The organism is Schleiferia thermophila, from assembly GCF_003337435.1.
GTDB lineage: Bacteria > Bacteroidota > Bacteroidia > Flavobacteriales > Schleiferiaceae > Schleiferia > Schleiferia thermophila.
In genome coordinates, this window is record NZ_QPJS01000002.1 from 157,361 (window position 1) to 180,632 (window position 23,272).

At 43.1% G+C, this 23,272-nt stretch carries 17 protein-coding genes; 13 read left to right on the forward strand and 4 right to left on the reverse strand.

Annotated elements, in window-relative coordinates:
- Positions 1 to 7 precede the first annotated feature (7 nt).
- Entirely contained in the window at positions 8 to 1,258 is a 1,251-nt protein-coding gene (locus DES35_RS05850) for an efflux RND transporter periplasmic adaptor subunit (protein WP_051889344.1), read from the reverse strand.
- 38 nt (positions 1,259 to 1,296) lie between these two features.
- Between DES35_RS05850 and DES35_RS05855 the strand changes: the two genes are divergently transcribed.
- The 4 genes from DES35_RS05855 (at position 1,297) to DES35_RS05870 (ending at position 4,025) form a co-directional block, all read left to right on the forward strand.
- Entirely contained in the window at positions 1,297 to 1,488 is a 192-nt protein-coding gene (locus tag DES35_RS05855) for a hypothetical protein (protein ID WP_114366097.1), read from the forward strand.
- A 74-nt stretch (positions 1,489 to 1,562) separates the two neighbouring features.
- Positions 1,563 to 3,110, forward strand: a complete 1,548-nt coding sequence (locus tag DES35_RS05860; RefSeq protein ID WP_114366098.1) for a PAS domain-containing protein — start codon at positions 1,563 to 1,565, stop codon at positions 3,108 to 3,110.
- On the forward strand, positions 3,076 to 3,621 hold the full coding sequence (locus DES35_RS05865) for a PAS domain-containing protein (protein WP_114366099.1): 546 nt from the start codon (positions 3,076 to 3,078) through the stop codon (positions 3,619 to 3,621). Before DES35_RS05860 ends, DES35_RS05865 begins: the two co-directional genes overlap by 35 nt.
- A complete protein-coding gene (locus DES35_RS05870) occupies positions 3,618 to 4,025 on the forward strand; it encodes a response regulator (protein ID WP_051889345.1) in 408 nt (135 codons plus the stop codon). Before DES35_RS05865 ends, DES35_RS05870 begins: the two co-directional genes overlap by 4 nt.
- A 68-nt stretch (positions 4,026 to 4,093) precedes the next feature.
- Here DES35_RS05870 and DES35_RS05875 read toward each other — a convergent pair whose 3' ends face one another.
- Both DES35_RS05875 and DES35_RS05880 read right to left on the reverse strand, forming a co-directional pair.
- Complete coding sequence (locus tag DES35_RS05875) at positions 4,094 to 6,283, reverse strand: glutamine synthetase III family protein (RefSeq protein WP_037359515.1); 2,190 nt, start codon at positions 6,281 to 6,283, stop codon at positions 4,094 to 4,096.
- Positions 6,284 to 6,470: 187 nt separating this feature from the next.
- Positions 6,471 to 7,757 carry an acetyl-CoA hydrolase/transferase family protein gene (locus DES35_RS05880; protein WP_037359350.1) on the reverse strand — a complete coding sequence of 429 codons (1,287 nt, stop codon included), beginning with the start codon at positions 7,755 to 7,757 and terminating at the stop codon, positions 6,471 to 6,473.
- A 196-nt stretch (positions 7,758 to 7,953) separates the two neighbouring features.
- Between DES35_RS05880 and DES35_RS05885 the strand changes: the two genes are divergently transcribed.
- The 9 genes from DES35_RS05885 (at position 7,954) to DES35_RS05925 (ending at position 22,666) form a co-directional block, all read left to right on the forward strand.
- Positions 7,954 to 8,976: a radical SAM protein gene (locus tag DES35_RS05885; RefSeq protein WP_037359352.1), complete on the forward strand. Its 1,023-nt coding sequence runs from the start codon at positions 7,954 to 7,956 to the stop codon at positions 8,974 to 8,976.
- A gap of 274 nt (positions 8,977 to 9,250) precedes the next feature.
- The gene (locus DES35_RS05890) at positions 9,251 to 10,282 is read left to right on the forward strand and encodes a GumC domain-containing protein (protein WP_037359357.1); all 1,032 of its coding nucleotides are present in this window, start codon (positions 9,251 to 9,253) and stop codon (positions 10,280 to 10,282) included.
- Positions 10,279 to 11,709 (forward strand): O-antigen ligase family protein, encoded by a 1,431-nt coding sequence (locus DES35_RS05895; protein WP_125039399.1) that lies wholly within the window; start codon positions 10,279 to 10,281, stop codon positions 11,707 to 11,709. The genes DES35_RS05890 and DES35_RS05895 overlap by 4 nt, the downstream gene beginning before the upstream one ends.
- A gap of 205 nt (positions 11,710 to 11,914) precedes the next feature.
- A complete protein-coding gene (locus DES35_RS05900) occupies positions 11,915 to 15,106 on the forward strand; it encodes a SusC/RagA family TonB-linked outer membrane protein (RefSeq protein ID WP_170125712.1) in 3,192 nt (1,063 codons plus the stop codon).
- 18 nt (positions 15,107 to 15,124) lie between these two features.
- On the forward strand, positions 15,125 to 16,444 hold the full coding sequence (locus DES35_RS05905) for a SusD/RagB family nutrient-binding outer membrane lipoprotein (RefSeq protein WP_114366101.1): 1,320 nt from the start codon (positions 15,125 to 15,127) through the stop codon (positions 16,442 to 16,444).
- Positions 16,445 to 16,853: 409 nt separating this feature from the next.
- Positions 16,854 to 19,886, forward strand: coding sequence for a SusC/RagA family TonB-linked outer membrane protein (locus DES35_RS05910; RefSeq protein WP_114366102.1), 3,033 nt, complete (start codon positions 16,854 to 16,856; stop codon positions 19,884 to 19,886).
- 12 nt (positions 19,887 to 19,898) lie between these two features.
- The gene (locus DES35_RS05915; protein WP_114366103.1) at positions 19,899 to 21,281 is read left to right on the forward strand and encodes a RagB/SusD family nutrient uptake outer membrane protein; all 1,383 of its coding nucleotides are present in this window, start codon (positions 19,899 to 19,901) and stop codon (positions 21,279 to 21,281) included.
- A gap of 21 nt (positions 21,282 to 21,302) precedes the next feature.
- The gene (locus tag DES35_RS05920; protein WP_037359373.1) at positions 21,303 to 21,779 is read left to right on the forward strand and encodes a DUF5004 domain-containing protein; all 477 of its coding nucleotides are present in this window, start codon (positions 21,303 to 21,305) and stop codon (positions 21,777 to 21,779) included.
- A gap of 2 nt (positions 21,780 to 21,781) precedes the next feature.
- The gene (locus tag DES35_RS05925) at positions 21,782 to 22,666 is read left to right on the forward strand and encodes a hypothetical protein (RefSeq protein WP_125039400.1); all 885 of its coding nucleotides are present in this window, start codon (positions 21,782 to 21,784) and stop codon (positions 22,664 to 22,666) included.
- A gap of 116 nt (positions 22,667 to 22,782) precedes the next feature.
- On the opposite strand, the gene DES35_RS05930 is transcribed toward DES35_RS05925, so the two are convergent.
- On the reverse strand, positions 22,783 to 23,229 hold the full coding sequence (locus tag DES35_RS05930; RefSeq protein WP_037359378.1) for an Hsp20/alpha crystallin family protein: 447 nt from the start codon (positions 23,227 to 23,229) through the stop codon (positions 22,783 to 22,785).
- Between the last annotated feature and the right edge of the window lie 43 nt (positions 23,230 to 23,272).

Here is a 23,272-nt window from a genome sequence, read left to right on the forward strand (position 1 = left end):
GGAAAAATTAAAAAGTAACCAGAGAGTTGTTTTTAATTTTCTGAATACCTTCTGTAATCAGAAGATTGCCGGGCTGCAGACCACTCTCAATCCAATAAAAATTTGTGATTCTCTTTTTGGGTTTTATGGCAATCATTTTGGCTCTTTTGTTGGTATCCACTATATAAACATAATACTTGTCCTGAATCTCCATTACTGCCCGCTGAGGAATAAAAATGCCATCCCGCACTTGTCGGCTGAAAATGATTCTACCCGTAGAACCGTGTTTAAGTATCCTTCGGGAATTTGGAAAGACAGCTCTAACTGAAATATTCCCCGTACTTGCCTCAAATTCGCTCTCCATGGTTTCAATCATCCCCGCTTCCGGATATACGTTTCCGTCTACAAGTTTCAGATAGACTTTCTGACCAATAAACGAATTGTCGCTAAACTCATTTTTTAATTGCAAGTACTCTCTTTCAGATATATTGAAATAAGCATAGACTTTATCCAACTCGCTTATTGTAGTGAGCAGGGTACCTTCGTCCACCAGACTACCTTGTCGTTGATTGATTCGGTCAATTAAACCGGAAAACGGGGCTTTGATCAAGGTAAAATTTAGTTGAAAAAGTGCCATTTTTTCTTCTGCTTCAGCTTCTTCTACATCAGCCTTTGCGGCTGTGTATTTGCTTTCTGCCAAAGTCAATTCACTAGGTGAGACAATACTGGATTCTGCAAGTCGTCGCACTCTTTCCAGCTCAAGAGCTGCATTTTTCTCAGCAGCTATAGCATTTTTCACTTTTGCTGTAGCTTTAGCCAGATTGAGTTTGTATTCTTCGTCGTTGATTTTAAACATTGGCTGACCTTTGACCACAGGTTTACCTTCATCCACATAAATTTCTTCCAGATAACCCTTTAGCCTGCTGCGAATTTCCACATTCTTCAAGGCTTTGATCTCAGCAATAAATTCTTCATCCAGTGTAGTGTCTGTAGTAGATACTTTCATTACCTTTACGTATTCTGCTGTATCTACATTTTCTTGTACATTTTGGCACGACATCAAGACCAGCAAGCTGCCGATAGCTTTACAAAAGTGACGTATCTTCATATTGAATTCAAACCGCAAAAGTATAGATAGGCTAACCTTTCCTTTTTCTGTAATGTGTGTTAAATTCCACAATTTAAGTGACTTCAAAATTTTAAAATCAAAATCGTAGGTGCTGATGAGTAAAAAAATTATAGAAATTATAATTGTCCGAATAATCCAAACTTTTTGCATTGATAAAAATTTTTATCGGTTTTTAAAAGTGATTATTTTTGAAAGATCATAATACACAGGTGAAAAAAGTACTCTTTATTTCCTTTACGTATGTAGCTTTTAGCATAGCCTGGATATTGATAACAGATTCTTTAGAAAGGGAATTTTCAACGTATTTTACAACCAGCAACTATCAAACGATAAAAGGTTTACTTTTCGTCAGTTTATCAGGATTGCTGATCTTTTTTTAACCTTCATTTCTCATAAAAATCTCTCCGGATTACTAAATAAGCTTAGCATAATTGAAGCTCTTAAAAACAATGCATTGGAACAAAATTTCTCCTTTACCTGGATTTATAACATCAATAGTGACGAAGTGTATTTTCAGGGATATTTTAAAAATCAATTTTTCAACAACAAAAAAAATGGTAAAATTAAGTTAATAAACTTTTATGAACTCCTTAGTGATTTTGCAGAATTTGAGGAAGTTTTAAATGAGCTAATCACAGGTAAAATAAATTCGTGTTCAAAAGAAATTAGCATTCGTTATGACCAAACTTCATTTCAATATAATTGCTCTTTAGATAGGATTGTACAGAAGGGAAGTGTGTACATCATTTGCTATTGCAATAACATAACTGAAATTAAGCATTTATTTGCAGAAGTTTCGAAAAGCAAAAAGATGCTTTCATCAGTAATGCAATCTATACCTGACATATTGTTATTAATAGAAAATACATCGCATAAAATAAATTTTTTTTATTACCACGATGAAGACGATATTCTCGTAAAGAAAGAGGACCTGTTGGGTCAGGATTTAACTCTTTTTCTGCCGGAACACATTGCTGATGAGCTCAAAAGACGGCTGGGGAAAGATGATGAATACAAGGAATCCTACCGATATGAATTGGAGGTAAACAATAAACGTCAATGGTATGAAGCCAGATTTGTAGCACATGATGCCAATAACACTTTATTGATTGTAAGAAATATTACCAAGGAATTTATAGCTCAGAGAGAGCGCGATCTTTATTTCGAACAACTAAAAAATGCAGAGGAGGTTTTGAATTTTGCTTTTTGGTCATACAATTCGGGCGAGGGTGAAAGATTTGTCTCCCAAAAGATAGTTGAAGTTTTTGAATGTGAATTTACCGATGAGCATGATGTGAAACGAATTCTTCAATTTGTGCACAAAGATGACCTCGCTTTTGTGAACGAAAATTACAGAAGATTTCTCAATAAAGAACCTTTACTAGATGGAATATTTCGTCTGGAGGTTTCCGGAGGAAGATATAAGTATATTTTACAGAGGGTTAAAAGTCAAAAGATCGCCGAAAATATTAGTTATACCGGAGTATTTGTGGACGTAACTAATGAAGTAACTATTAAAGCAGATTTAAAGGAAAAAACCCGGTTGCTCAATGTATTATCTCTTTATACAAATGACATCATATTTGTTTATGATCCGGGCAAGGGATTTATAGAATACATTAGCGAATCAGCAAAGAAATATATAGCGGAGGAAGATATATCAGAAGTCAGAAAATCTTTCTTTAAAGGATACTTTGAAGAGAGACATTATAAAACTTTATCCACAATTGTAACAAAAAAGAATGGGAGTTTATTTAAAGCACTGAAAGACAATTTTAAATCAGAACTGTTGTTTTTTAAATACAAACAGAGGCCAGTTTGGGTGGAATGTTCACTTTATTTACATAAAGACGAGGAGAATGTGTATATTCTTGGGGTGATAAAAGACATCAATGATGCAAAACTGAACCTTGAGAAATTGCAAATGGCCAATATGCGATTTAGCATTGCTTCTAAGGCCAGCACAGATGCTATCTGGGATTGGGATCTCGTGGACAATTGAATGGACTGAGAATGTTGAATTGTTTTTCGGGCATCCTGTAAGTGAAATACCACCTGAACCGGAGGGATGGTTTTCTCTTTGTCATCCTGAAGATCGTGAAAAAGTATCCAACAGTATACGGAGCGCCATTGATGATAAGAAGAATTACTGGGAGTCAGAGTATAAAATTATTGATGGCTCTGGCAACTACAGATATGTGCTCAACAGGGCTATTTTATTGACTGAGAATGGGCAAGTGGTCAGAATTATAGGGGCGATACATGACATCACTGCAGAAAAGGAAACGATGAATAAACTATCGGAACAGAATAAAAAACTTCGAGAGATTGCCTGGACCCAGTCACATCTTGTCAGAGCACCACTGGCCAGGATCTTAGGTCTGATTGAAATGTATGATGAAGTGGAAAAAAACATCGATTCCAAAAGTATTAATCAACTTATCTATGCATCGGCTAAAGAACTGGACGAAATAATCCACCTCATCAATGACAAAACACAGGATGTCTCATGAAACGATATGAAGTTTTAAATATTGATGATGACAAAATCACTTTGATGCTGCATAACATTATAGTCAAATCGACTAAATTACCTCTCGATATAAAAGACTTTGAAAGTGCAGAGACCACTGTAGAGTATCTCAAAGCGCATAGCGGGATCGAGGATACGTTTTTTTTTATCATGCTTGATATCAATATGCCAGGAATGAGCGGATGGGACTTTTTGGAGTATTTGGAAGGAAGACCGGAGATTCAGTGTTCTGTGGCAATGATTACATCCTCGATTGATGGCCGCGACAAGGAAATAGCATCACAGCACAAGCTGGTTACGGCTTTTTATGTAAAGCCAATTAACCGCGAAGACGTAATAAAATTTTTTACACAAGGGGGTATTTTTTCGGAGTTGCAATTTTGAATATATGGCCAACAAAAAGGCCGCCTCATTTCGAGGCGGCCTTTAAGCAGAAGTGGGGTTTATCAGGATTATTTAGAAAAGAGCAGTTCCCTGTATTTTGGAAGAGGCCATAGCTGGTCGTCGATCAGGAGTTCGAGTTTGTCGACTTCATATCTGATTTTCTGGAAGTAGGGTAGCACTTTTTCACAATATGCTATAGCGCGTTCTTCGGCATCTTCTATTTTGTTACAAACCTTTCGGGTTTCGATCATTTCTTCTTTGAGCGCAATAATGGTGGAGACTCGCCTAGAGATTTCTTTAATCATATCGAGCTGCTCTTTAGCTACGAGGTTGTATTCGTTTTCGGGCAGAATCAGCTTAAGCGAACGCACATTTTCGATCAAAGTATTTTGATACTTAATGGCAACGGGCACAATGTGATTTCCGGCCATGTCACCGAGTACACGACTTTCAATTTGAATTTTTTTGAAGTACATTTCCTGCATAATATCGTAGCGGGCGTGCACTTCGCGCTCGTTCATCACGTCTTGATTTTCAAAAAGTTTAATCGCTTTTGGGTCGATATAGGCCTTGAGGGCGTGAGGTGTTGTCTTGATGTTGTTTAAACCTCGGCGAGCGGCCTCCTCTACCCATTCCTCGCTGTAGCCATCGCCTTCAAAGAGGATAGGTTTTGATGTGATGATGTACTTTTTAAGCACATTGAAGATGGCATCGTCTTTTTTCATTCCACTATCGACGAGCTTATCAACTTCGACTTTAAAGTCAGAAAGCTGTTGAGCCATTATGGTATTGAGTACTGTCATAGGCCCTGCACAGTTGGCCGAGGCCCCTACGGCGCGGAACTCAAATTTGTTTCCGGTGAAAGCAAAAGGAGAGGTTCGGTTTCGGTCGGTATTGTCGAGCAGGATTTCCGGAATCCTGCCTACTACATTGAGTTTTAGTTCAGTTTTTTGTTCCGGGGAGAGTTTACCTTCTTCTACTTTCTCAAGCTCGTTGAGCACGGAGGTGAGGAACTCTCCGATAAAAACTGAGATTATAGCCGGAGGAGCTTCGTTGGCACCAAGGCGATGGTCATTTTGTGCAGAGGCGATGGATGCCCGGAGCAGATCGGCGTATTCGTAAACGGCCTTGATGGTGTTTACAAAGAATGTTAGGAACATCAGATTGCTCTTTGGTGTACGACCGGGTGAGAGCAGGTTTTTGCCGGTGTTGGTGGCTAAGCTCCAGTTGTTGTGTTTACCGCTTCCGTTGATTCCGGCGAATGGTTTTTCGTGGAGAAGTACCCTGAAATTGTGCCGTCGGGCTACCTTGTCCATCAGGTCCATCAGAAGGGAGTTGTGGTCTACGGCTATGTTTGACTCTTCGAAAATGGGTGCCAGTTCGTATTGACTGGGAGCAACTTCGTTGTGTCGTGTACGGACCGGAATGCCGAGTTTATAGCATTCGAATTCGAGCTCTTGAATAAATTTTATTACCCGCTCCGGTATGGAGCCGAAGTAGTGGTCTTCCAGTTGCTGGCCTTTGGCTGGCGCATGACCCAGCAGGGTGCGTCCTGTCATAACCAGGTCGGGGCGGGCATTGTACAAAGCTGTGTCGATGAGGAAGTATTCCTGTTCCCAGCCAAGGGTCGAGTATACTTTCGTTACATTTTTATCGAAATACTGACATACGGCTGTAGCCGCTTTGTCGAGGGCATTCATGGATTTGAGCAGTGGGGTTTTGTAGTCGAGCGCTTCGCCGGTATAGGACACAAAAACTGTGGGGATACAGAGGGTATTTCCCATGACAAAGGCAGGAGAGGTGGGGTCCCATGCGGTGTAGCCGCGTGCCTCGAAAGTATTTCGGATGCCTCCGGATGGAAAGGACGATGCATCAGGTTCTTGTTGGACGAGTTGGCCTCCGTTGAATTTCTCTATGGCGCGTCCTTCGCCGGTTGGCTCGAAGAAAGAGTCGTGTTTTTCGGCTGTGGCACCGGTGAGTGGCTGAAACCAGTGGGTATAGTGGGTAGCACCCAGGCTTGTAGCCCAGGCTTTCATGCCGGCTGCTATTTGGTCAGCTTTTTCACGTGAGATTTTAGAGCCATTGATGATGGCGTCCAATACGGCTTCATAAGCTTCTGAGGTTAGAAATTCTTTCATCGCCCTATCGTTGAATACATGGCTGCCAAATACCGCGCTTACTTTGGCTGTTGGGAGTGAAAACTCTACAGGTTTTCGCTTGATACTTTCAAAAAGTGCTGTGAATCGAAGGCTTGTCATCATAAAGTTTAAATTTTAGCTGCAAATGAAGCATCTTTTGAAAGCCCCACAAAAAAAATTTACCAAAAAAATGGTTTAACACACAAAAAAAAGGGGGGGTATAATCAAAAAAAAGCATTTTTACAACAAGACCCCCCCTAAAAATTTTTGTGGAAAGTACCGCGACAATCCAAAAATTAAAAAATTTTCAATAAGCCGATTTTTTTATTTTGAATCTTTCGTAGATGGCTTTGTCGAGCATTTCTCTGTGGTCGGGGTGGGCTATATCGCGCAATGCCAAAGCTCGCTGATGTAGGTTTTTTCCATAGAGGTATGCGATTCCGTATTCGGTGACGACGTAGTGCACATGTGCTCTGGTGGTTACTACTCCGGCGCCTGATTTTAGGGTCGGGACGATTTTGCTGTGTCCTTTGCTGGTAGTAGTTCCTATGGCGATAATGGGTTTACCCCCTTCTGAAAGGGCGGCTCCTCGCATAAAGTCCATTTGTCCGCCGACTCCCGAATACTGATACGTACCAATTGAATCAGCGCATACCTGGCCGGTCAGGTCTATTTCTATGGCCGAGTTGATGGAGACCATTTTTGGATTCTGGCGAATAACGGCCCCATCGTTTACGTAATTCGCTTCCAGAAACCTGAATGAGGGATTGTCATCGAGAAAGTCGTAGAGCTCTCTGCTGCCAATGGCAAATGTACTGACGACTTTGCCGCGATGTTTTTTCTTATAGGTATTGGTGATGACTCCCTTTTTGATCAGATCCACTACCCCATTGGAAAACATTTCGGTGTGGATGCCGAGGTCTTTGTGGTTGCCCAATGCCATAAGTACGGCATCGGGGATGCTGCCAATGCCCAGCTGTAAGGTGGATCGGTCGTCAACGAGGGTGGCTATGTGCTGCGCAATTTTTTGTTCACAATCGCCGATTTCTTTTCTGTAATCTATTTCGGGGAGGTCGTCTTCGCACCATACGGCCATTTCTATATCGGACTGATGAATGATGCCATCGCCGTGTGTTCGTGGCATTTTAGGGTTGATTTGAGCTATGACTTTTTTGGCGTGTTTTACAGCCGAACGGGCGACATCGATACTGGTGCCTAGTGAGCAAAAGCCGTGTTTATCTGGTGGGGAAACATGAATGAATGCCACATCGATAGGTAAAATTCCAAGTTCAAAAAGGCGATTGATTTCGCTTAAAAAAATGGGAATATAGTCACCTCGCGGGCTGTTGACGGCATCGCGTATATTGGCAGATACGAAGAGGGAATTGATGTAAAAATGGCCTTCCATATCGGGTGCTGCCAGGGGCATTTGGCCAAGGGTGGAAATGCTGATGACTTCTACATCGGACAATTCATTTTTTCGTTCGGCCAGTGCTTTGGCAAGCTTCTGCGGTGTGGCTGCACTTCCGTGTAAGAAAATTCTCTGACTTGACTGCACTACTGATACAGCTTCTGCCGGTGATACGTATCTCATAAAGTATTGTAAATTGACAACAAAGGTATGGGGCCTGAATAGCGATAAAACTGACTTTTCTAAGGTTCAGGGTGGTTTAACGGGCGTTTAGTTATTCAGTGGTGTAGTTAAGACTGGTCATGGCTAACCTAAGTCATTTTTCAGTAAGGTGATTTGTCTTCCTTTTGCCAGGGATTGGAAGGTAGTCTTTTCGCATATGGACACAGCAAGCATCAAAAGGTATTTAAGCAAGCGCTTTGGGCGAGCATCATGGATTTGGAGGTGGACCAGGATAAGTTCTGCTGCATTGTTTCAAATGGAGTACTGGTTACAATATACGAGAGGAAATCCATCGAGGAGTTTTCGAGAGCTCTACATTGAACCTGTAAGCTACTGCAATCTGCGATGTCGGTGGTGTGCTCTGGACCATTCAAAATCCAAGAAGAGATTGGATGTAGATATTTTCAGAGAGGCACTTAATCAGATTGTCTTTGATGAACGATTGCAATATTTGAGATGGATTCACTTGCACAATGGAGGAGAAAGCACCTTGCATCCAAATATTGTGGAGATGTTGTCTTTGGTAGAAAAAGCTAAGGAAAAGGCACTGGAGCATGGGAGGAGGTTTCCAAAGGTGAGTTTACTGACCAATGGTACGGTGGGGCGATGGGATTTACTCCAAGCATTGAAGGAAACAAGGGCCATTGATGTATTGAGAATCAGCATGGATGGGGGTAGTCCACAGCAGTATGAATACATCCGGGGAAGGGCCAGTTGGGGCGACTTCAGCAAGACTGCACGTGAGCTGATAGCTGCGGTACGCACTAATCCAAATGCAGTGCGTGTAGAATTTATTTCGCTGATAGAAGATGACCAGTTGCCTGGCGCCTTGCGAAAGAATCGAGAATTTGCCGATTTGCTGGGACTGGCGGATGATTATGAGGTGAGGTACAATCATGGCTGGGGAGGGCAGCTGGAGGATGAACCGAAAAGACTTCCAAATCCACTGCCTTGGTATCAGCGTGGATGCAGGCTGCTGCTACATTCTTTGGTATTGCTTGCTGACGGGTATGTGACGGTGTGCTGTGCGGATTTAAATGGAAGAGGGGTTATTGGGAGATTTCCACAGGAGCGTCTTGTGGATATTTACATGAAGGCGAAGCGCCAATGGATGCTGAAAAAGGTGTCGGAGGGCAAAAATGCTGAGGTGCCTTTATGTGCATCGTGTGAGGGGTTTTGAAGGGGGCGGCTCAGGTGAGCCCGATGTGGGGAGGCTGCACGGCTTGCATGAGGTGGCCGTAGAGCCCCGACAGGGGGTCCCGGCTGTATCAGCCGGGACGGAAGCGAAGCGTACCTCGGAGGACACCGACCCCCGCCGGCCTTTAAGCCGGCGGGGGGCATGCCCCTAAATAAAAAGGGATTGAAAAAAATATTACAATGTATTGAATGTCGGAATTTTGGGTGATGAGTCGCGTTTTTGTAGGTTTGGCGGAAAATTTTAGTTTTTCAATGCAATGAAAAGTGGCAAAAAGAAGAAAAATATATTTGATTCATCGGGGATTGTGCTGTTTGCCTGGAGGTGGCGCAGGCCATTGCTGGTCATATCCTTGTCTGCCGCAGTATTGTCGTTTATTTTTTCCTCACCTCCTTTTGTATATCCGAGGTACAAGAGTACGGTAATTCTTTTTCCGTCGACTACCTACTCGGTTTCTAAGGCGCTGCTGCCTCAGCAGTTTGGGGTGAATCAGGATGTGCTACAGTTTGGGGAGGAGCAGCAAGCCGAGCAGTTGCTTCAGATTTTGAATTCGGATGAGATTAAAAACAGGATAATTGAAGAATTTGATCTGATGCGCCACTACCGGATTAATCCGAAGGCAAGGTACAAATACACAAAACTCAACAAGAGGTATGCAAAGAACATTTCCTTTCGCAGGACGGAGTTTATGTCGGTGGAAATCAAGGTGCTGGATGAGTCACCGGATACGGCTGCCATGATAGCCAACAGGATCGCTGAACTACTGGATGAGGTAAAAAACAAAATTCAGAAAGAACGCGCGGTAAAGGCCCTTGCCATCGTGGAAAATGAGTACTATAGCCTGGCAAAGGAGATCGAGGAGAAGGAAAACCGCCTGACCGAACTGAGGTTTAAGGGGGTACATGACTATGAGCGGCAGGTAGCTGCTCTGACGGAGCAGTTGGGTAGCGCTATAGTGAAGGAAGGTCCCGGAAGCAGGAAAGCAAGGGAGATTCAGAACATGCTGGATACTCTGGCTAAGTATGGTGGGCTATATGTATCGCTCAGGGATGAGCTGTCGCTTCTGAAGGAAGAACTTGTGAAGTTGAAAACCAAATATGACCAGGCCAAAGTGGATGTGAATGAGTTTTTGCCAGCGACGTTTAAGGTAAACATGGCTTATCCTGCTGAGCGGAAGACGTATCCGGTCAGGAGTCTGATTGTGCTGTTGAGTTTTCTGAGTGCATTTGTATTTACTATGATTGTAATTGCTGCAGCGGAAAGTATTCGAAATTCGAAGCTGGAGGGTTGAGGGCGACTGTTTTACATCGACTGATTTACGGTTCAGGACTTTTGTATCTGATCTGTGTAGCGGTGTTTACTGCTACTGAGAATTATTTGCTCATGGTCATTCCATTTGGTTTGGCTCTTGCGGCTCTTGCGTTTTTGGCTATGGACAAGGTGCTTTGGTTTCTGTTGCTGAGCACTCCTTTTTCCGTTGAGATATATTTTGAGGACCTGAAGTTTGCGGTGGGAGTACCGGGAGAGCCTTTTATGGCTGGGCTTTTGATATTATTTATACTCAAGCTGATTGTGGAGGGGAAGTTTCATCCTCGGTTTTCTGCTCATCCGATGTCAATGACGTTGATGCTGTATCTGGTCTGGATGTTTATATCGGCAATGGCCAGTTCGATGCCTTATGTATCGATGAAGTATTTTCTGGCCAGACTTTGGTTTGTGGTTGTTTTTTATTACTTGTTTTCGCTCTTACTGAAAAAGGAAGAAAACCTTAAAAAGTTTTATTGGTTTTATTTGGCTCCTTTGGTGATTGTAATTCTTTATACCATAGCGCGACACATCGAGTACGGACTGACCAAACAGGCCAGTACCTGGGTGATGACGCCTTTTTTCAGGGAACATACGAACTATGGTGCGGCATTGGCCATGTATTTTCCGGTGAGTTTTGTGTTTGCTTTTTTGATCAAGGACCAACCTTGGATAAAGGGAATTTACATAGGAGTTTTTTTGATTTTAACAGTTGGACTAATCCTGTCGTTTACAAGAGCGGCATGGCTTAGTGTGGTAGTAGCTTTTGGAGTGCTGATGGTGTTAATACTTCGTATCAAATGGTATGTAGTATTGGGTGGTGTAGTGCTGGCAGCTGGTCTGATTTTATACAATTGGTCGGATATATATATGTCCTTGTCAAAGAATCAGAAGGTATCGAGTGATGATTTGGGAGAGCATGTGACTTCTGCTACCAACATCAGTACAGATGTTTCGAATCTGGAGCGAATCAATCGCTGGAAGTCGGCCATACGTATGTTTAAAGAGAGGCCGGTGCTAGGTTGGGGCCCAGGGACATATATGTTTCAATATGCCCCTTTTCAAAAGCCCCATGAAAAAACCATAATATCGACAAACAATGCGGACCTGGGCAATGCTCACAGTGAATATCTGGGGCCATTGGCTGAAATGGGATTTCCTGGGTTGCTTTTTGTGCTTGCGATTGTACTTCAAATATTCCTACTTGGTCACAAAATTTACAATTCTGCGTTAAAATCGGAGACGAGGTATTTGGTTTTGGCGGCATTTTTTGGGCTTATTACATACTTTTCCCATGGTTTGCTGAACAATTTTTTGGATTTGGATAAATCAGCAGTATCAGTATTTTCTTTCATTTCGGTTTTAGTTTGTGCCGATTTATACTATCGCCAGAGGGCTGGAAAAAATGTTTAATTTCAATTAGTTACTTTTTTAATTTTTTTGAAACCGACACTAACTCAAATCTCCTATATGATTAGGATCGAAGCATTTTATTAAAGATTTGGTAACAAAAACCGCATTTATATCAAATTTCGGTTAAAAAAATTTTATGCAAGCATTGCATTATTCACGGTTTCAATGCAATTTCGCCCTTGCGTTTAACACAAAATTTACACAAATGAAAAAAAGGAGAAGTTTACTCATGACCCTTCTCTTATTACTGGGTATGGCTTCGGCACATGCTCAGGAGTTAAGAGTTACAGGTGTAGTAAGGGCAGCCAACACTGGGGAGACCCTGCCTGGAGCTACAGTGGTAGAAAAAGGCACAAAAAATGCTGTGGCGACCAATTTTGATGGTCGTTTTGAAATCCGTGTCAAGCAAGGTGCCATCCTAGTGGTCAGCTCATTGGGGATGCAGACTCGTGAAGTAGCCGCACAGCCTAATATGGTCATTGACCTGCAACCTCAGACCCAACAACTAAAAGAAGTAGTAGTATCGGCTCTGGGTATAGAGAGGGAGCGAAAAGCGGTAGGCTACTCTGTAGAGGAAGTAAGCGGAAATGCTGTGTCTGCATCAGGAGAAGCAAATATGGTATCTGGACTTTCAGCAAAGGCAGCAGGAATCCAGGTGATAAACTCAAGTGGTGCAGCCGGTGCCTCCAGTTACATCAGAGTACGCGGTCAGTCTACTTTCACTCAAAACGACAATCAACCTCTCTTTGTAGTGGACGGTGTACCGATCAACAACTCACAGCTTTTGACCCAAGACTTAAGGGGAGGGGTGGCACTTTCGAACAGGGCTATTGACATCAACCCTGACGATATTGAAAGTGTGACAGTGCTCAAAGGTGGTGCAGCAGCCGCGCTTTATGGTACAAGGGGTGCAAATGGCGTAATTTTAATTACAACCAAAAAAGGAGCCTTCAACAGGCCTTTCCAGATAGAATACTCAGGTTCAGTGGAGATCTTGGAAGTAAACAAATTGCCCAAACTTCAGAACGAGTATGCACAAGGTTATGGAGGTCAGCTTCGCTTGTTTGGACAGCCACTATCTCAGTTTTCATGGGGACCGAGAATCAGTGAATTGGGATTTTTGCCCAACGGTCAGTTGACTGATGTTGTTTCTTTGATGGTACCTGGCTCAAAAGGAACCGCCAAAGCCTATGATCCCTATGAGTTTTTCCAGAGAGGAAGCAGAATCAATAACAGTGTAAGCTTATCCGGAGGAAATGATAGAACCAGCTATGCACTATCGATTGCAAATCTCACTGAAAACGGCGTAATTCCATTGAATACCTTTCAGCGTACTACCGTCAGGCTTTCGGGTGGTGCAAGGGTGTCCAATTCATTAAAAGTATCGGCTTCTGCCAACTATGCAAACTCTGGCGGTCGCAGAATCCAGCAAGGTTCCAATACTTCTGGTCTGATGCTTGGTCTGCTGAGAACACCCCCATCTTTCGACAACTCCAATGGGGTAAAGGACCCAACTGATGAAAAGGCATTCCTGAGCCCGGATGGTACTCAGAGGAGATATTTTACAGGATACGACAACCCATACTGGACCATCAATAGAAACCCATTCTTTGACAATGTAAATCGTCTTCAGGGGAATGTTCAGATTGACTACGTGCCAGTGGAGTGGTTGAGCGTAATGTGGAGACTAGGTACTGATTTTTATCAGGATAGACGTACTCAGATTATAGCGCGCCAGTCAAGAGCTGCTGTAAACGGACGTTTGTTGGAAGACAATTACAAATACCACGAATGGAACAGTGACCTGATAGTCACCGCCAGGAAAAATTACGAGCGACTGAAGACACAATATCTTGTGGGTTGGAATTTAAACCAAAGATTGCTGGACAATGTCTTCGTGCAGGGAGATAATCTGGCAGTAGAAGAGTTTTATAATCTGAGCAATGCGTCCACTATTATTGCAAGTCAGGGTATTGATCGTCGCCGGATAGCAGGTATTTTTGGTGAAGTACAGCTTTCCTGGGATGATCAACACTTTATTACCTTAACAGCCCGTGGCGACCAAGCTTCTACTTTTGGCGATGTAAGTACAGTAATTTTTTATCCTTCGGCGAGCTACTCTTGGTTATTTAGCGAAACATTGGGACTTAATGAAGGACTACTTTCGAGAGGTAAGTTCAGGGCTTCATGGGCCAAAGTAGGTCTTGAGCCGGCCTTTGGTAGCAACCGCACTTACTATAGTCGCGCATCTTCTCTTTCGGGTTGGATTGATGGAATTCAATTTCCCTTTAGAGGTGCAACAGGATTTACCTTGGGAAATACAGCCGGCAACCCTGCGCTCGGACCAGAATTTACTACTACCACAGAGTTTGGTCTTGACCTAGGATTTTTTGACAACAAACTCAATCTGGATGTTACCTGGTACGACAAGCTTTCTACCGATCTTATTGTAGCCGTCCCGGTGGCATCATCTTCTGGTTTCAACCAGCTCTTTCAAAACATAGGTAGAATGAGAAACAGAGGATGGGAAATTTCTGCAAACTACAGAATATTTGAAAACAACAACTGGGGTGTAGACCTGGGGGCAGTGTATACCTGGTATCGCAATAAAGTGCTAGAGCTTGCCCCTGGTGTAGATGTTATCAATCTTCCATGGGGATTCTTTGGAGCAAATCAGCGCCTGATGGTTGGGGAGGCATATGGAACCCTCTTTGGCGATGATTGGCAAAGAGATGCTGATGGAAATGTGCTAGTAGATGAAAACGGTTATCCCATTTACTCGCCTACTGAAGTAAAAGTAGGGGACCCCAACCCGGATTGGCTACTTGGTATCACCGGTGGAGTAACCTACAAAAACTGGACGCTCAACATGGTATGGGATATCCGTAGAGGTGGCGACATTTGGAATGGAACCCGAGGTGCACTCTATTACTTTGGTACGCATGCCGATGTGGGTGGCGATAGAAATGGTACTATTGTTTTCAACGACGTAGTAAAAGGCAATAGCGGTGTATATGCTCCTGGTACCATCATTAATGGCGAGGATGTGTCCGGAAAGCCAAATACCACTCCAATTCCCAACAACCACCTCTCATACGCTGCCGGTCCGTTATCAGGTTTTACAGGTGCCAGCCGTCCGTTTATTGAAGATGGTTCTTGGGTGCGTCTGCGTCAGCTGACCATTGGATATACGTTGCCAAACAAAGTGTTTGAAGGTTCTAAATTTATCAAAGGATTGAGCATTAACTTTACCGGAAGAAACCTGCTGCTCTTTACCAAATACACCGGTATTGATCCTGAAACCAATCTTTCCGGCGCTACCAACAGCCAAGGTGCTGACTACTTCAATATGCCAAACACTAGAGGGTACATCCTTGGTGTAAGAGCTAATTTCTAAATTTAAAATTTCAACGCAATGAAAAAGATCAACCTACTATTAACATCACTTTTGTTGGCAGGGCTCACAGTGAGCTGTTCAAAAAAGTGGCTTGAAGACTATACCGAAGATCCTACAAGGCCCATAGATGTGTCCGTGAGAGTGCTTTTACCAAGTGCACAGGTATCATATGCCATGGCACAAGGCGATGTGCTCCCCCGAATGACCTCATTGTTTATTCAACAAATGACCGGAACAGACCGCCAGTCGCTAGCACATCAGCGATATGCGCAAATTGGTGAAGGTGACTTTAATCAAACATGGGGGTCCAACGGATATTCGGGTGGAATGAAAGACCTTAAAATCATCATTGAAAAGACAGAAGGAACGTCGCCAAACTACTCCGGTGTTGCTAAAGTAATGATGGCTATGTATCTGGGGCTTTTCACCGATATATGGGGTGACATTCCGTATTCTGAAGCCTTACAAGGAACAGACAATTTGAATCCCAGATACGACACCCAACAGCAAATCTATCAAACCATCCAATCATTGCTCGATGAAGCTATAAATGAGCTACAGGCCACTACCAGCGCACTGAAGCCAGGAGCTGAAGATTTGGTACATGGAGGAAATCTAACCAAATGGGTTAAAACAGCATATTCCCTAAAAGCTAGATATGCACTTCATCTTAGCAAAAAGCCTGGCTTTAATCCAAATGATGTGATCACTCTGGCCAATCAAGGCATTGATGCAAATGCCGACAATGCGATGATGGTGTTTGCGGGTCCCCCCAATACCAACCCCTGGTTTCAATTCAATACACAACGTTTGGCGTATATCACCCAGACTGGAACTATGTACGACATGATGAAGGCCAAGAATGATCCTCGGATTTCGGTGTATAGATCAGCCGATTCAGCAACTATGCCCTTCTACGGAAGCCAAACTTCTCCACTGCCTTTTATTACCAATCACGAAACAAAATTTATCATTGCGGAAGCCAAATTCAGGGCAGGAAACTTTACAAGAAATGATCTGGTTCAGGCGGTTGAAGCAAATATGAACTTTTTGGGAATCCCAGCAGTCGATAGAGATGCGTATTTGACTTTACTTCCACTTACACCTACACTGGAAGACATCATGTATGAAAAATATATAGCCATGTTCTCACATGTGGAAGCATGGACTGACTGGAGAAGAACAGATTTTCCGACACTTGTACCTGTTCCAGGTGCCAACCTTCCCGCAATTCCCCGCAGGTTGCCGTATCCTGAAACAGAAAGACTCTACAACGACAACTTTATAAATCTCACCGGAAATGACGCCTTCTTGAAAAGGTTGTGGTGGGATGAATAAATTCGTATAACCGAAAAGGCCGGGCTAAGTCCCGGCTTTTTTTATTTCCATTCCATCAAATATTTTTTTAAAACTGCAATTTCATTAATACAAACGTTTTATCAGACCAATGTAAATTGGTAAAACAAGTAACAGTAAAACAATGGTTAAACACGAAGTAGATACCTATGCGAACTTCGTGCTGGAATTATTTCCTACTATATTGAAGAGCAATGGAGCATGAAGATTTAATAGAAATAGTGTAAAGGATACAATTTGAATCTGAATGATAAAAGTCAGCCTACTCAAAGCAAAACAAGATTTTATTTGTGTTCGAAAATCGATTTTTGGCAATTGAATGTGTAATATATACACTAACTGAAAAGTGGTGTATATTTGGCGCTTAAAGATTCATTAACACATATAAACCATGAATGGAAAATTTACCCCAATGATGGTTTTTCTGCTAATAACCTGTTTTACCTCAGGAATTTATGCGCAGGCTATTAAAGGAAAAATCAGCGACAAATCCGGTCCGCTTCCCGGCGTAAATGTTCTTGTAGAAGGTACTGGTAAAGGTGCTGTGTCCGACATGGATGGCTCATACGAGGTGAGAGGACTTCCGGCAAATACTAATCTGACCGTAGTGTACTCTTTTGTTGGTTACCGCACGGAGCGCAGGCCCATCAATCTTAAACCAGGTCAGACACTCGAAATCAACATTACTATGGCAGAAGAAATCAGTCGCCTCGATGAGGTGGTAGTCGTAGGTTATGGGGTTCAACGAAGACGTGATGTAACGGGTTCAGTCGTTAAACTGGGTGCCAAGGAAGTAACAGATATGCCGACACCCAGCTTCGAGACAGCTATACAAGGTAAAGCTGCGGGGGTTCAAATTATAACCGGCAGCGGATTAGCTGGATCCGGTTCTGTAGTGCGAATTAGAGGTATAGCCTCCATCTCAGGGTCTGGTGATCCGTTGTATGTTGTGGATGGGATACCAATCACACAGGACTTTTTTATTAAAGGCAATGCTGGAGCAATGAACAACAACCCACTAGCTGTACTTAACCCTGGCGATATCGAGTCTATTGAAATACTCAAAGATGCTTCAGCTACTGGTATTTTTGGCTCAAGAGGTGCCAATGGAGTTATTTTAATTACCACAAAGAGAGGAAAAACACCAGATTGGACGTTTAATTTTTCTACAAGAGTCGGTACATCTTCTCCGGTGGCAAGACCCAATATGTTAAGCGGACCCGAATTCCTTCAAATGTATAAAGAGGCCTGGATCAACGATGGAAAGGTAGGTGTACCTGTGCTACCTGGTGGCATTAAATGGGAGGATGCCCAGAATATTAATACAAATTGGGTAGATGAAGTAATTAGAGTCGGTGTAAAACAGCGCTATGACCTCTCTGCAGGAAGACAAACCAATAAATATGACTTTTTTGCAGGAATTTCATTTGATGGCAACCAGAGTTATCTGACCGGTAACAACTATGATCGCTCCAGTATTCGGCTCAACGGGGGCTATAATATCACCAGTAAACTAAAAATTTCTGCGAATCTCTCGCTCATAGAGGGGATCAACAATCGTGTAGATGAAGGTTGGGCAGGCGGTTTAGGCGCGGCCATGTCCACAGCTCTTCCCATTTATCCAATTAGAAATCCAGATGGCTCCTATTTTATAGGTGGCACAAATCCCGTGAGACTTCGTGAATTAAAAGAATGGAGAACCCGTGAGTTGAGATCCATCTCAGGAATTACCCTCACCTACAATCCTGCTAAAAATCTTTACATCAATCTAAATACCAATTATGACTACATGAATCTGGTCGAAGATATCTATGAACCGGCAGAATTGCTGCTGGTAACGGATAGGGTTGGTGACTCAAGAAGATTTACAAACATTATAAACAACTGGAACACCTTCCTGACAGCTACCTATGACTGGAAAGTAAATGAAAAAAATCGTTTAAACATAATGGCTGGATTAGAGTTTCAGGAACAGGCTAGAGGGGGGATGAGCTATTTCTCTACAGTTGCGGGTGCACCCTTCTGGAAAGCTCGCGACATGCTGGACAACAGACAAGATTTCACTCCCGAAAAATCCCGATTCGGATCCGTATTCAGTCGAATTAATTTTACCAATCAAGAAAAGTATATTGTCCAGGGAGTGATCAGAGCAGATGCCTCTTCCAAATTTGGCCCTGACAATCGAGTCGGCTTCTTCCCCTCTGTGAGTGGAGGCTGGATTGTATCAGAAGAAGCCTTTATGAAATACAATCCGGTAATCAACTTTATGAAGGTAAAAGCATCTTACGGAATAGCTGGTGTAGCACCTCCAGGCAATAGAGACCTGTGGCGATCTTCCTTTGGAATAGATTCCGTGCGCGGTTACAATGGTCAGCCCATCCTCTTTCCCTTACTTCTCGAAAACCCAACCCTCAAATGGGAAACTTCCCAAATCTTTGATGCCGGCGTGGAAATGGGATTGTGGGAAGACCGCATCACCACCGAGTTCAGTTATTACTACAAATATTCAACCGATGTATTTCTCAATGTATCACTGCCGGGCTACGCCGGATTTGATAACTTTTTTGATAATCTGGCCACCATTTACAACCAGGGAGTCGAATGGGTCGTAAAGTCCAAAAACATCGCAAAACAAAATTTTAGCTGGACCACCGAATTCAATATTGCCAGAAACTGGAATAAAATTACCGATATCAGTGGTTTCAACGAAGAAGCAGTTTCAGGAGGTACCAACGATACTCGCGTAGTACTTGGCTATCCGGTAGGAACAAACTTTCTGGTGCGATTCTCCCATGTAGATCCGGCCACAGGCCGTCCTGTGTATCTAGACATCAACGGAGAACCTACCTTTGAGTGGAATCCAGCCAACAGGGTGCCGGCAGGCCGTGTACTGCCTGATGCCATCGGTGGAGTCACCAACATTCTGAGATACAAAAATTACGACCTCAGTTTTCTGTTTGTGTTCACAATTGGTGGAAACATATACGACTCTTCATCCAAGCGACAACTCGGCACATTCGACTCCGATGGATGGAATCATCGTACAGATCAATTTGATCGCTGGAGAAAACCTGGTGACGTAGCTACCTATCCTAGACTGACAACTACCCCTGAGACATATGGAACCGGTACACCCTGGATCAACACAACACTCTGGCTGCACGACGCTTCCTATGCACGCCTTAGAAACCTGACCATCGGCTATACACTCCCACAAGAAGCAGCGCGTAAGCTCAAAGTCAGAAATGCAAGAATATATTTCACAGGCACTAACCTGCTTACTTTCACACGTTTTATTGGTCTTGATCCTGAAATTGCACGCGATTTTGAAAACGTAACCGACCGTAATATGAGTGTAAACATCACGTTCCTCACCCCACCTCAGGAGAAAACCTTCAACCTTGGAATTGACATCAGTTTCTAAATACAATTAACGATGAAAAAGTTTCTACCCATAACCCTCACAGCAGCTGGAGTGATTTTTCTAAGCTCCTGCTCAAAATTATTTGACGTAAGGCCCGAAGGAGTACTTTTGATCGAAGATGCCTTGAAAACTCCCGAAGACTTTGAAAAAGTGCTTAATTCCTGCTACGACGTTGCAGCCAACTACTACAACGGGCGCATTCAAATGTTAAACGAAGTATTAAGCGACAATCTGGCAGCGCCCATTAACAACAACGACTTAAATGAAGTTTACCTGCGAAGGGTGAATTTCTTTAACGGAACCACCAATGGAGTATACCGGGAACCCTACCGCTCCATTTTCCGGATCAATTTTATGATTGAAAACTTCGGAATGGTAGAAATGCCCGAATCCCGAAGGCTGACCTTCGAGGCCGAAGGCAGATTTCTCAGAGCTCTTGGACATTTCGAAATCATCAAATTATGGGCACAGCCCTATGGATACACAACAGACAACAGTCACCTGGGAATCCGGATACAGAATCAAAATACAGGAACTCAGCTTCAGATACGCAGCACAGTAAAAGAAGGATACGACGCTATACTACAAGACTTATGGTTTGCTAAAAACCACCTTCCTGCCACCAATGGCAATTATGCAACAAAATATTCCGCCATGGCAGCCTTGGCCAAAGTGTACTTTCAAATGAATAAGTTTGACAGTGCAGCCTTCTATGCCGGTCAGGTGATTAATTCAGGCCAGTTTACACTTGAAGGTATTGATCGATTCAAACTAGGTCCAATTTCAGAAGGAATTTTTATTACAGTTTCCACCCAAACGCCCACCTTACTCGATGGTCGAAGTGGAGCTTTCACAGGCAATTATCGTTCTGACAACAATCCCAACCCTACCCTCCGTGCGTCCAAAGAATTTTACAACTTGGTGGCACAAAGACCCAACGACACTCGTTTGTCTTTTTTTGAAGTCCGAGACGAAGGCCTGCCCACTGAATTTGTAGCAGTTACAAAATTTAATAAAGACGCCTTTAGTATTCCTGTTTTACACCTTACCGAAATGATGCTCATCCGTGCTGAATCGTTAGCTGAGCTTAGCCAGAATTTGCCTGAAGCCATCAATCTCATCAATCAAATAAGAGAAAGAGCTTTCGGAGATGACAGCGAAAACCTTCCTGCTACTGCCACAGCCATTGAAATTCGCGATGCAGCACGTCTGGAGCGACGAATTGAAATGTTCGCTGAAGGAGACCGCATACAAGACCTCAAACGCCGTGGGACAAAAGGAGAAAACATCACCGTACGCGGAGCAGCATGGAATTGCCCCGGAATGGTACTTCAATTTCCGGCCAGCGATATCAATGAAACATTTCTTGGAAATCCCGAAGGAGGATGTAATTAATAATCTTAAAACACTAATCCAATGAAAAAATCCTTACTAACAATTTGTACAATATATCTGGCAATTGCTTGTCGCCCCGAACGCAAAGGCGAACTTGGCCCGGACCCGGATCTTGCCTTTGGAATAGTTGGCAGATGGCAGGCTGCTGAACTCATTATTGAAGATTTTAAATCTCCACTTGGAGACCAGCTCAACGTTTCAGAAGACTTTCCAACCCTCGGACAGCCAATGGAAATTATTTTCAACAATGATAATACCTATCAGATTATCACTTCGGGAAAAGTACCCCACAAATTTGGCACCTCAGGCACATGGGCATTCAACAATCCGGAATTTCCCACTAAAATGGGCATCTTCAACAACAACGGTGAATCCGACACAATATACCTCTTATCAATGGCTCGCGACTATGACCCGGTCTGGAAAATTCAAATTCGCCGAAACGATTGCAATGACGAACTCTACGTCGGTTATAATCTAACCCTAATCAGAAAATGAACATGAAAAAAATTTTTCTGGCGTTATTCGCTCCCGTAGTGCTGCATTTTCAGGCAAGCAGCCAGGTAGTCACCAGCGAACCCCTTGAAATTGATCCCTCCAAACCAGTTAAACTCATTGTAAACCTGGCACTACTCGATCAAAACCTGGATTTTGTTCAAAACCTGATTCAGGATGCCAACGATGGTAAAGACCTTTATATATGGACCTGGAAACCAAGAGAACATCCTCAAGGTCATCCATTTGTAAATGGCACTGGTAGCCAACCTTGGAAAAATTCTAATGAAGCACTGAAAATGACTAAAGAATCCAACCTCGTTTATAGTTTTACTTTTGAACCCTCATTAAAAGATTGGTACGAAGTAGATGCCGCCACCGTATACAAAGAAGATGTACATTTCCTCGTAAAACCAAAAGACGGCGGTGGCTACGGAGAGCCCGACCGCAAGTCTCCCGATCTCGTACTCAAAGTCGATCCGCCCTCCACAGTCATTCCTCCGGCCTTCTTCTTCCCTTCACAACCACAAAAGGACGACATCGTGGCCGTCATCTATGACAATGCCCGCGAAGACAAGCCCTCTATGCAAAACCTCGACCCAGACTCAGCATACCTTGCTGTCTCAGTTGTCGATACAGCCGGCATCGTCTACAACCTATCTACGGCTTTTAACGCCGGCAACAACCCAAATATGAAGTTAAGCTACAGAGGAAAAGGCATGTTTAGAAAACTACTCATCCCTGACGAGTTTATCAATGAAAACAGACCCGCCAACTTGCCGCCCGATGCCGTAATCCAAACCATGCGTATTGTCATCGTCAAAAAGAGATTCCTTACCGGCCTCGATCGCAGCAACTACGAAATTGAAATCAAATTCGATTGCCCCTAAAAAAGAGCATAGAGATTTTATTCACGAAAAAGCTGCCCCTCATAAGGCAGCTTTTTTTAATAGAAAAGCCGGCTAAAACAAGCCGGCTTCGAGCTCCAGTGCCATTTTCAACGCTCTTATTTGATTTCAATCAATCGGGATACTTTCACTTCTTCCTTGTTCTTCTTCGGCAGTACAATTGTTAAAATTCCATCTTTATAGTCACCCGAAATTTTTTCTTCATCAATTTCTCCTTCAGGTAAAGTGAAAGACCTTGAGAAACTTTGATGATAAAACTCTCTTCTGGTGTACTTGCCATTCTCTTCTTTATGCTCCTCTTTCTTGTCAAAACTGATGGTCAGAACACTCTTTTCAAGATTTACTTTGATGTCTTCTCTTTTCAGTCCAGGTACTGCCATCTCAAGTGTATAGTCTTTCTCAGTTTCCTTTATGTTTACAGCCGGATAGGAACTGGACCTTGTCACTACCGCCGGAAGGCGGAAGAAGTCATCGTTAAAAAACTCATCCAGTATAGATGGGAACATTCCGAAAGCTGTTCCGGGTCTTCTCATTAGTGTGCTCATGGTGTTTGAATTTTTGGTTAGACTACTCCCTACCAGTCAAACC

Coding starts and splice junctions, on each gene's coding strand:
- DES35_RS05850 (WP_051889344.1), bottom strand. CDS start 1,258: ATGCAAAAAGTTTGGATTATTCGGACAATTATAATTTCTATAATTTTT.
- DES35_RS05865 (WP_114366099.1), top strand. CDS start 3,076: ATGCTATCTGGGATTGGGATCTCGTGGACAATTGAATGGACTGAGAAT.
- DES35_RS05870 (WP_051889345.1), top strand. CDS start 3,618: ATGAAACGATATGAAGTTTTAAATATTGATGATGACAAAATCACTTTG.
- DES35_RS05875 (WP_037359515.1), bottom strand. CDS start 6,283: ATGACAAGCCTTCGATTCACAGCACTTTTTGAAAGTATCAAGCGAAAA.
- DES35_RS05880 (WP_037359350.1), bottom strand. CDS start 7,757: ATGAGATACGTATCACCGGCAGAAGCTGTATCAGTAGTGCAGTCAAGT.
- DES35_RS05885 (WP_037359352.1), top strand. CDS start 7,954: ATGGACACAGCAAGCATCAAAAGGTATTTAAGCAAGCGCTTTGGGCGA.
- DES35_RS05890 (WP_037359357.1), top strand. CDS start 9,251: ATGAAAAGTGGCAAAAAGAAGAAAAATATATTTGATTCATCGGGGATT.
- DES35_RS05900 (WP_170125712.1), top strand. CDS start 11,915: ATGAAAAAAAGGAGAAGTTTACTCATGACCCTTCTCTTATTACTGGGT.
- DES35_RS05905 (WP_114366101.1), top strand. CDS start 15,125: ATGAAAAAGATCAACCTACTATTAACATCACTTTTGTTGGCAGGGCTC.
- DES35_RS05910 (WP_114366102.1), top strand. CDS start 16,854: ATGAATGGAAAATTTACCCCAATGATGGTTTTTCTGCTAATAACCTGT.
- DES35_RS05915 (WP_114366103.1), top strand. CDS start 19,899: ATGAAAAAGTTTCTACCCATAACCCTCACAGCAGCTGGAGTGATTTTT.
- DES35_RS05920 (WP_037359373.1), top strand. CDS start 21,303: ATGAAAAAATCCTTACTAACAATTTGTACAATATATCTGGCAATTGCT.
- DES35_RS05925 (WP_125039400.1), top strand. CDS start 21,782: ATGAAAAAAATTTTTCTGGCGTTATTCGCTCCCGTAGTGCTGCATTTT.
- DES35_RS05930 (WP_037359378.1), bottom strand. CDS start 23,229: ATGAGCACACTAATGAGAAGACCCGGAACAGCTTTCGGAATGTTCCCA.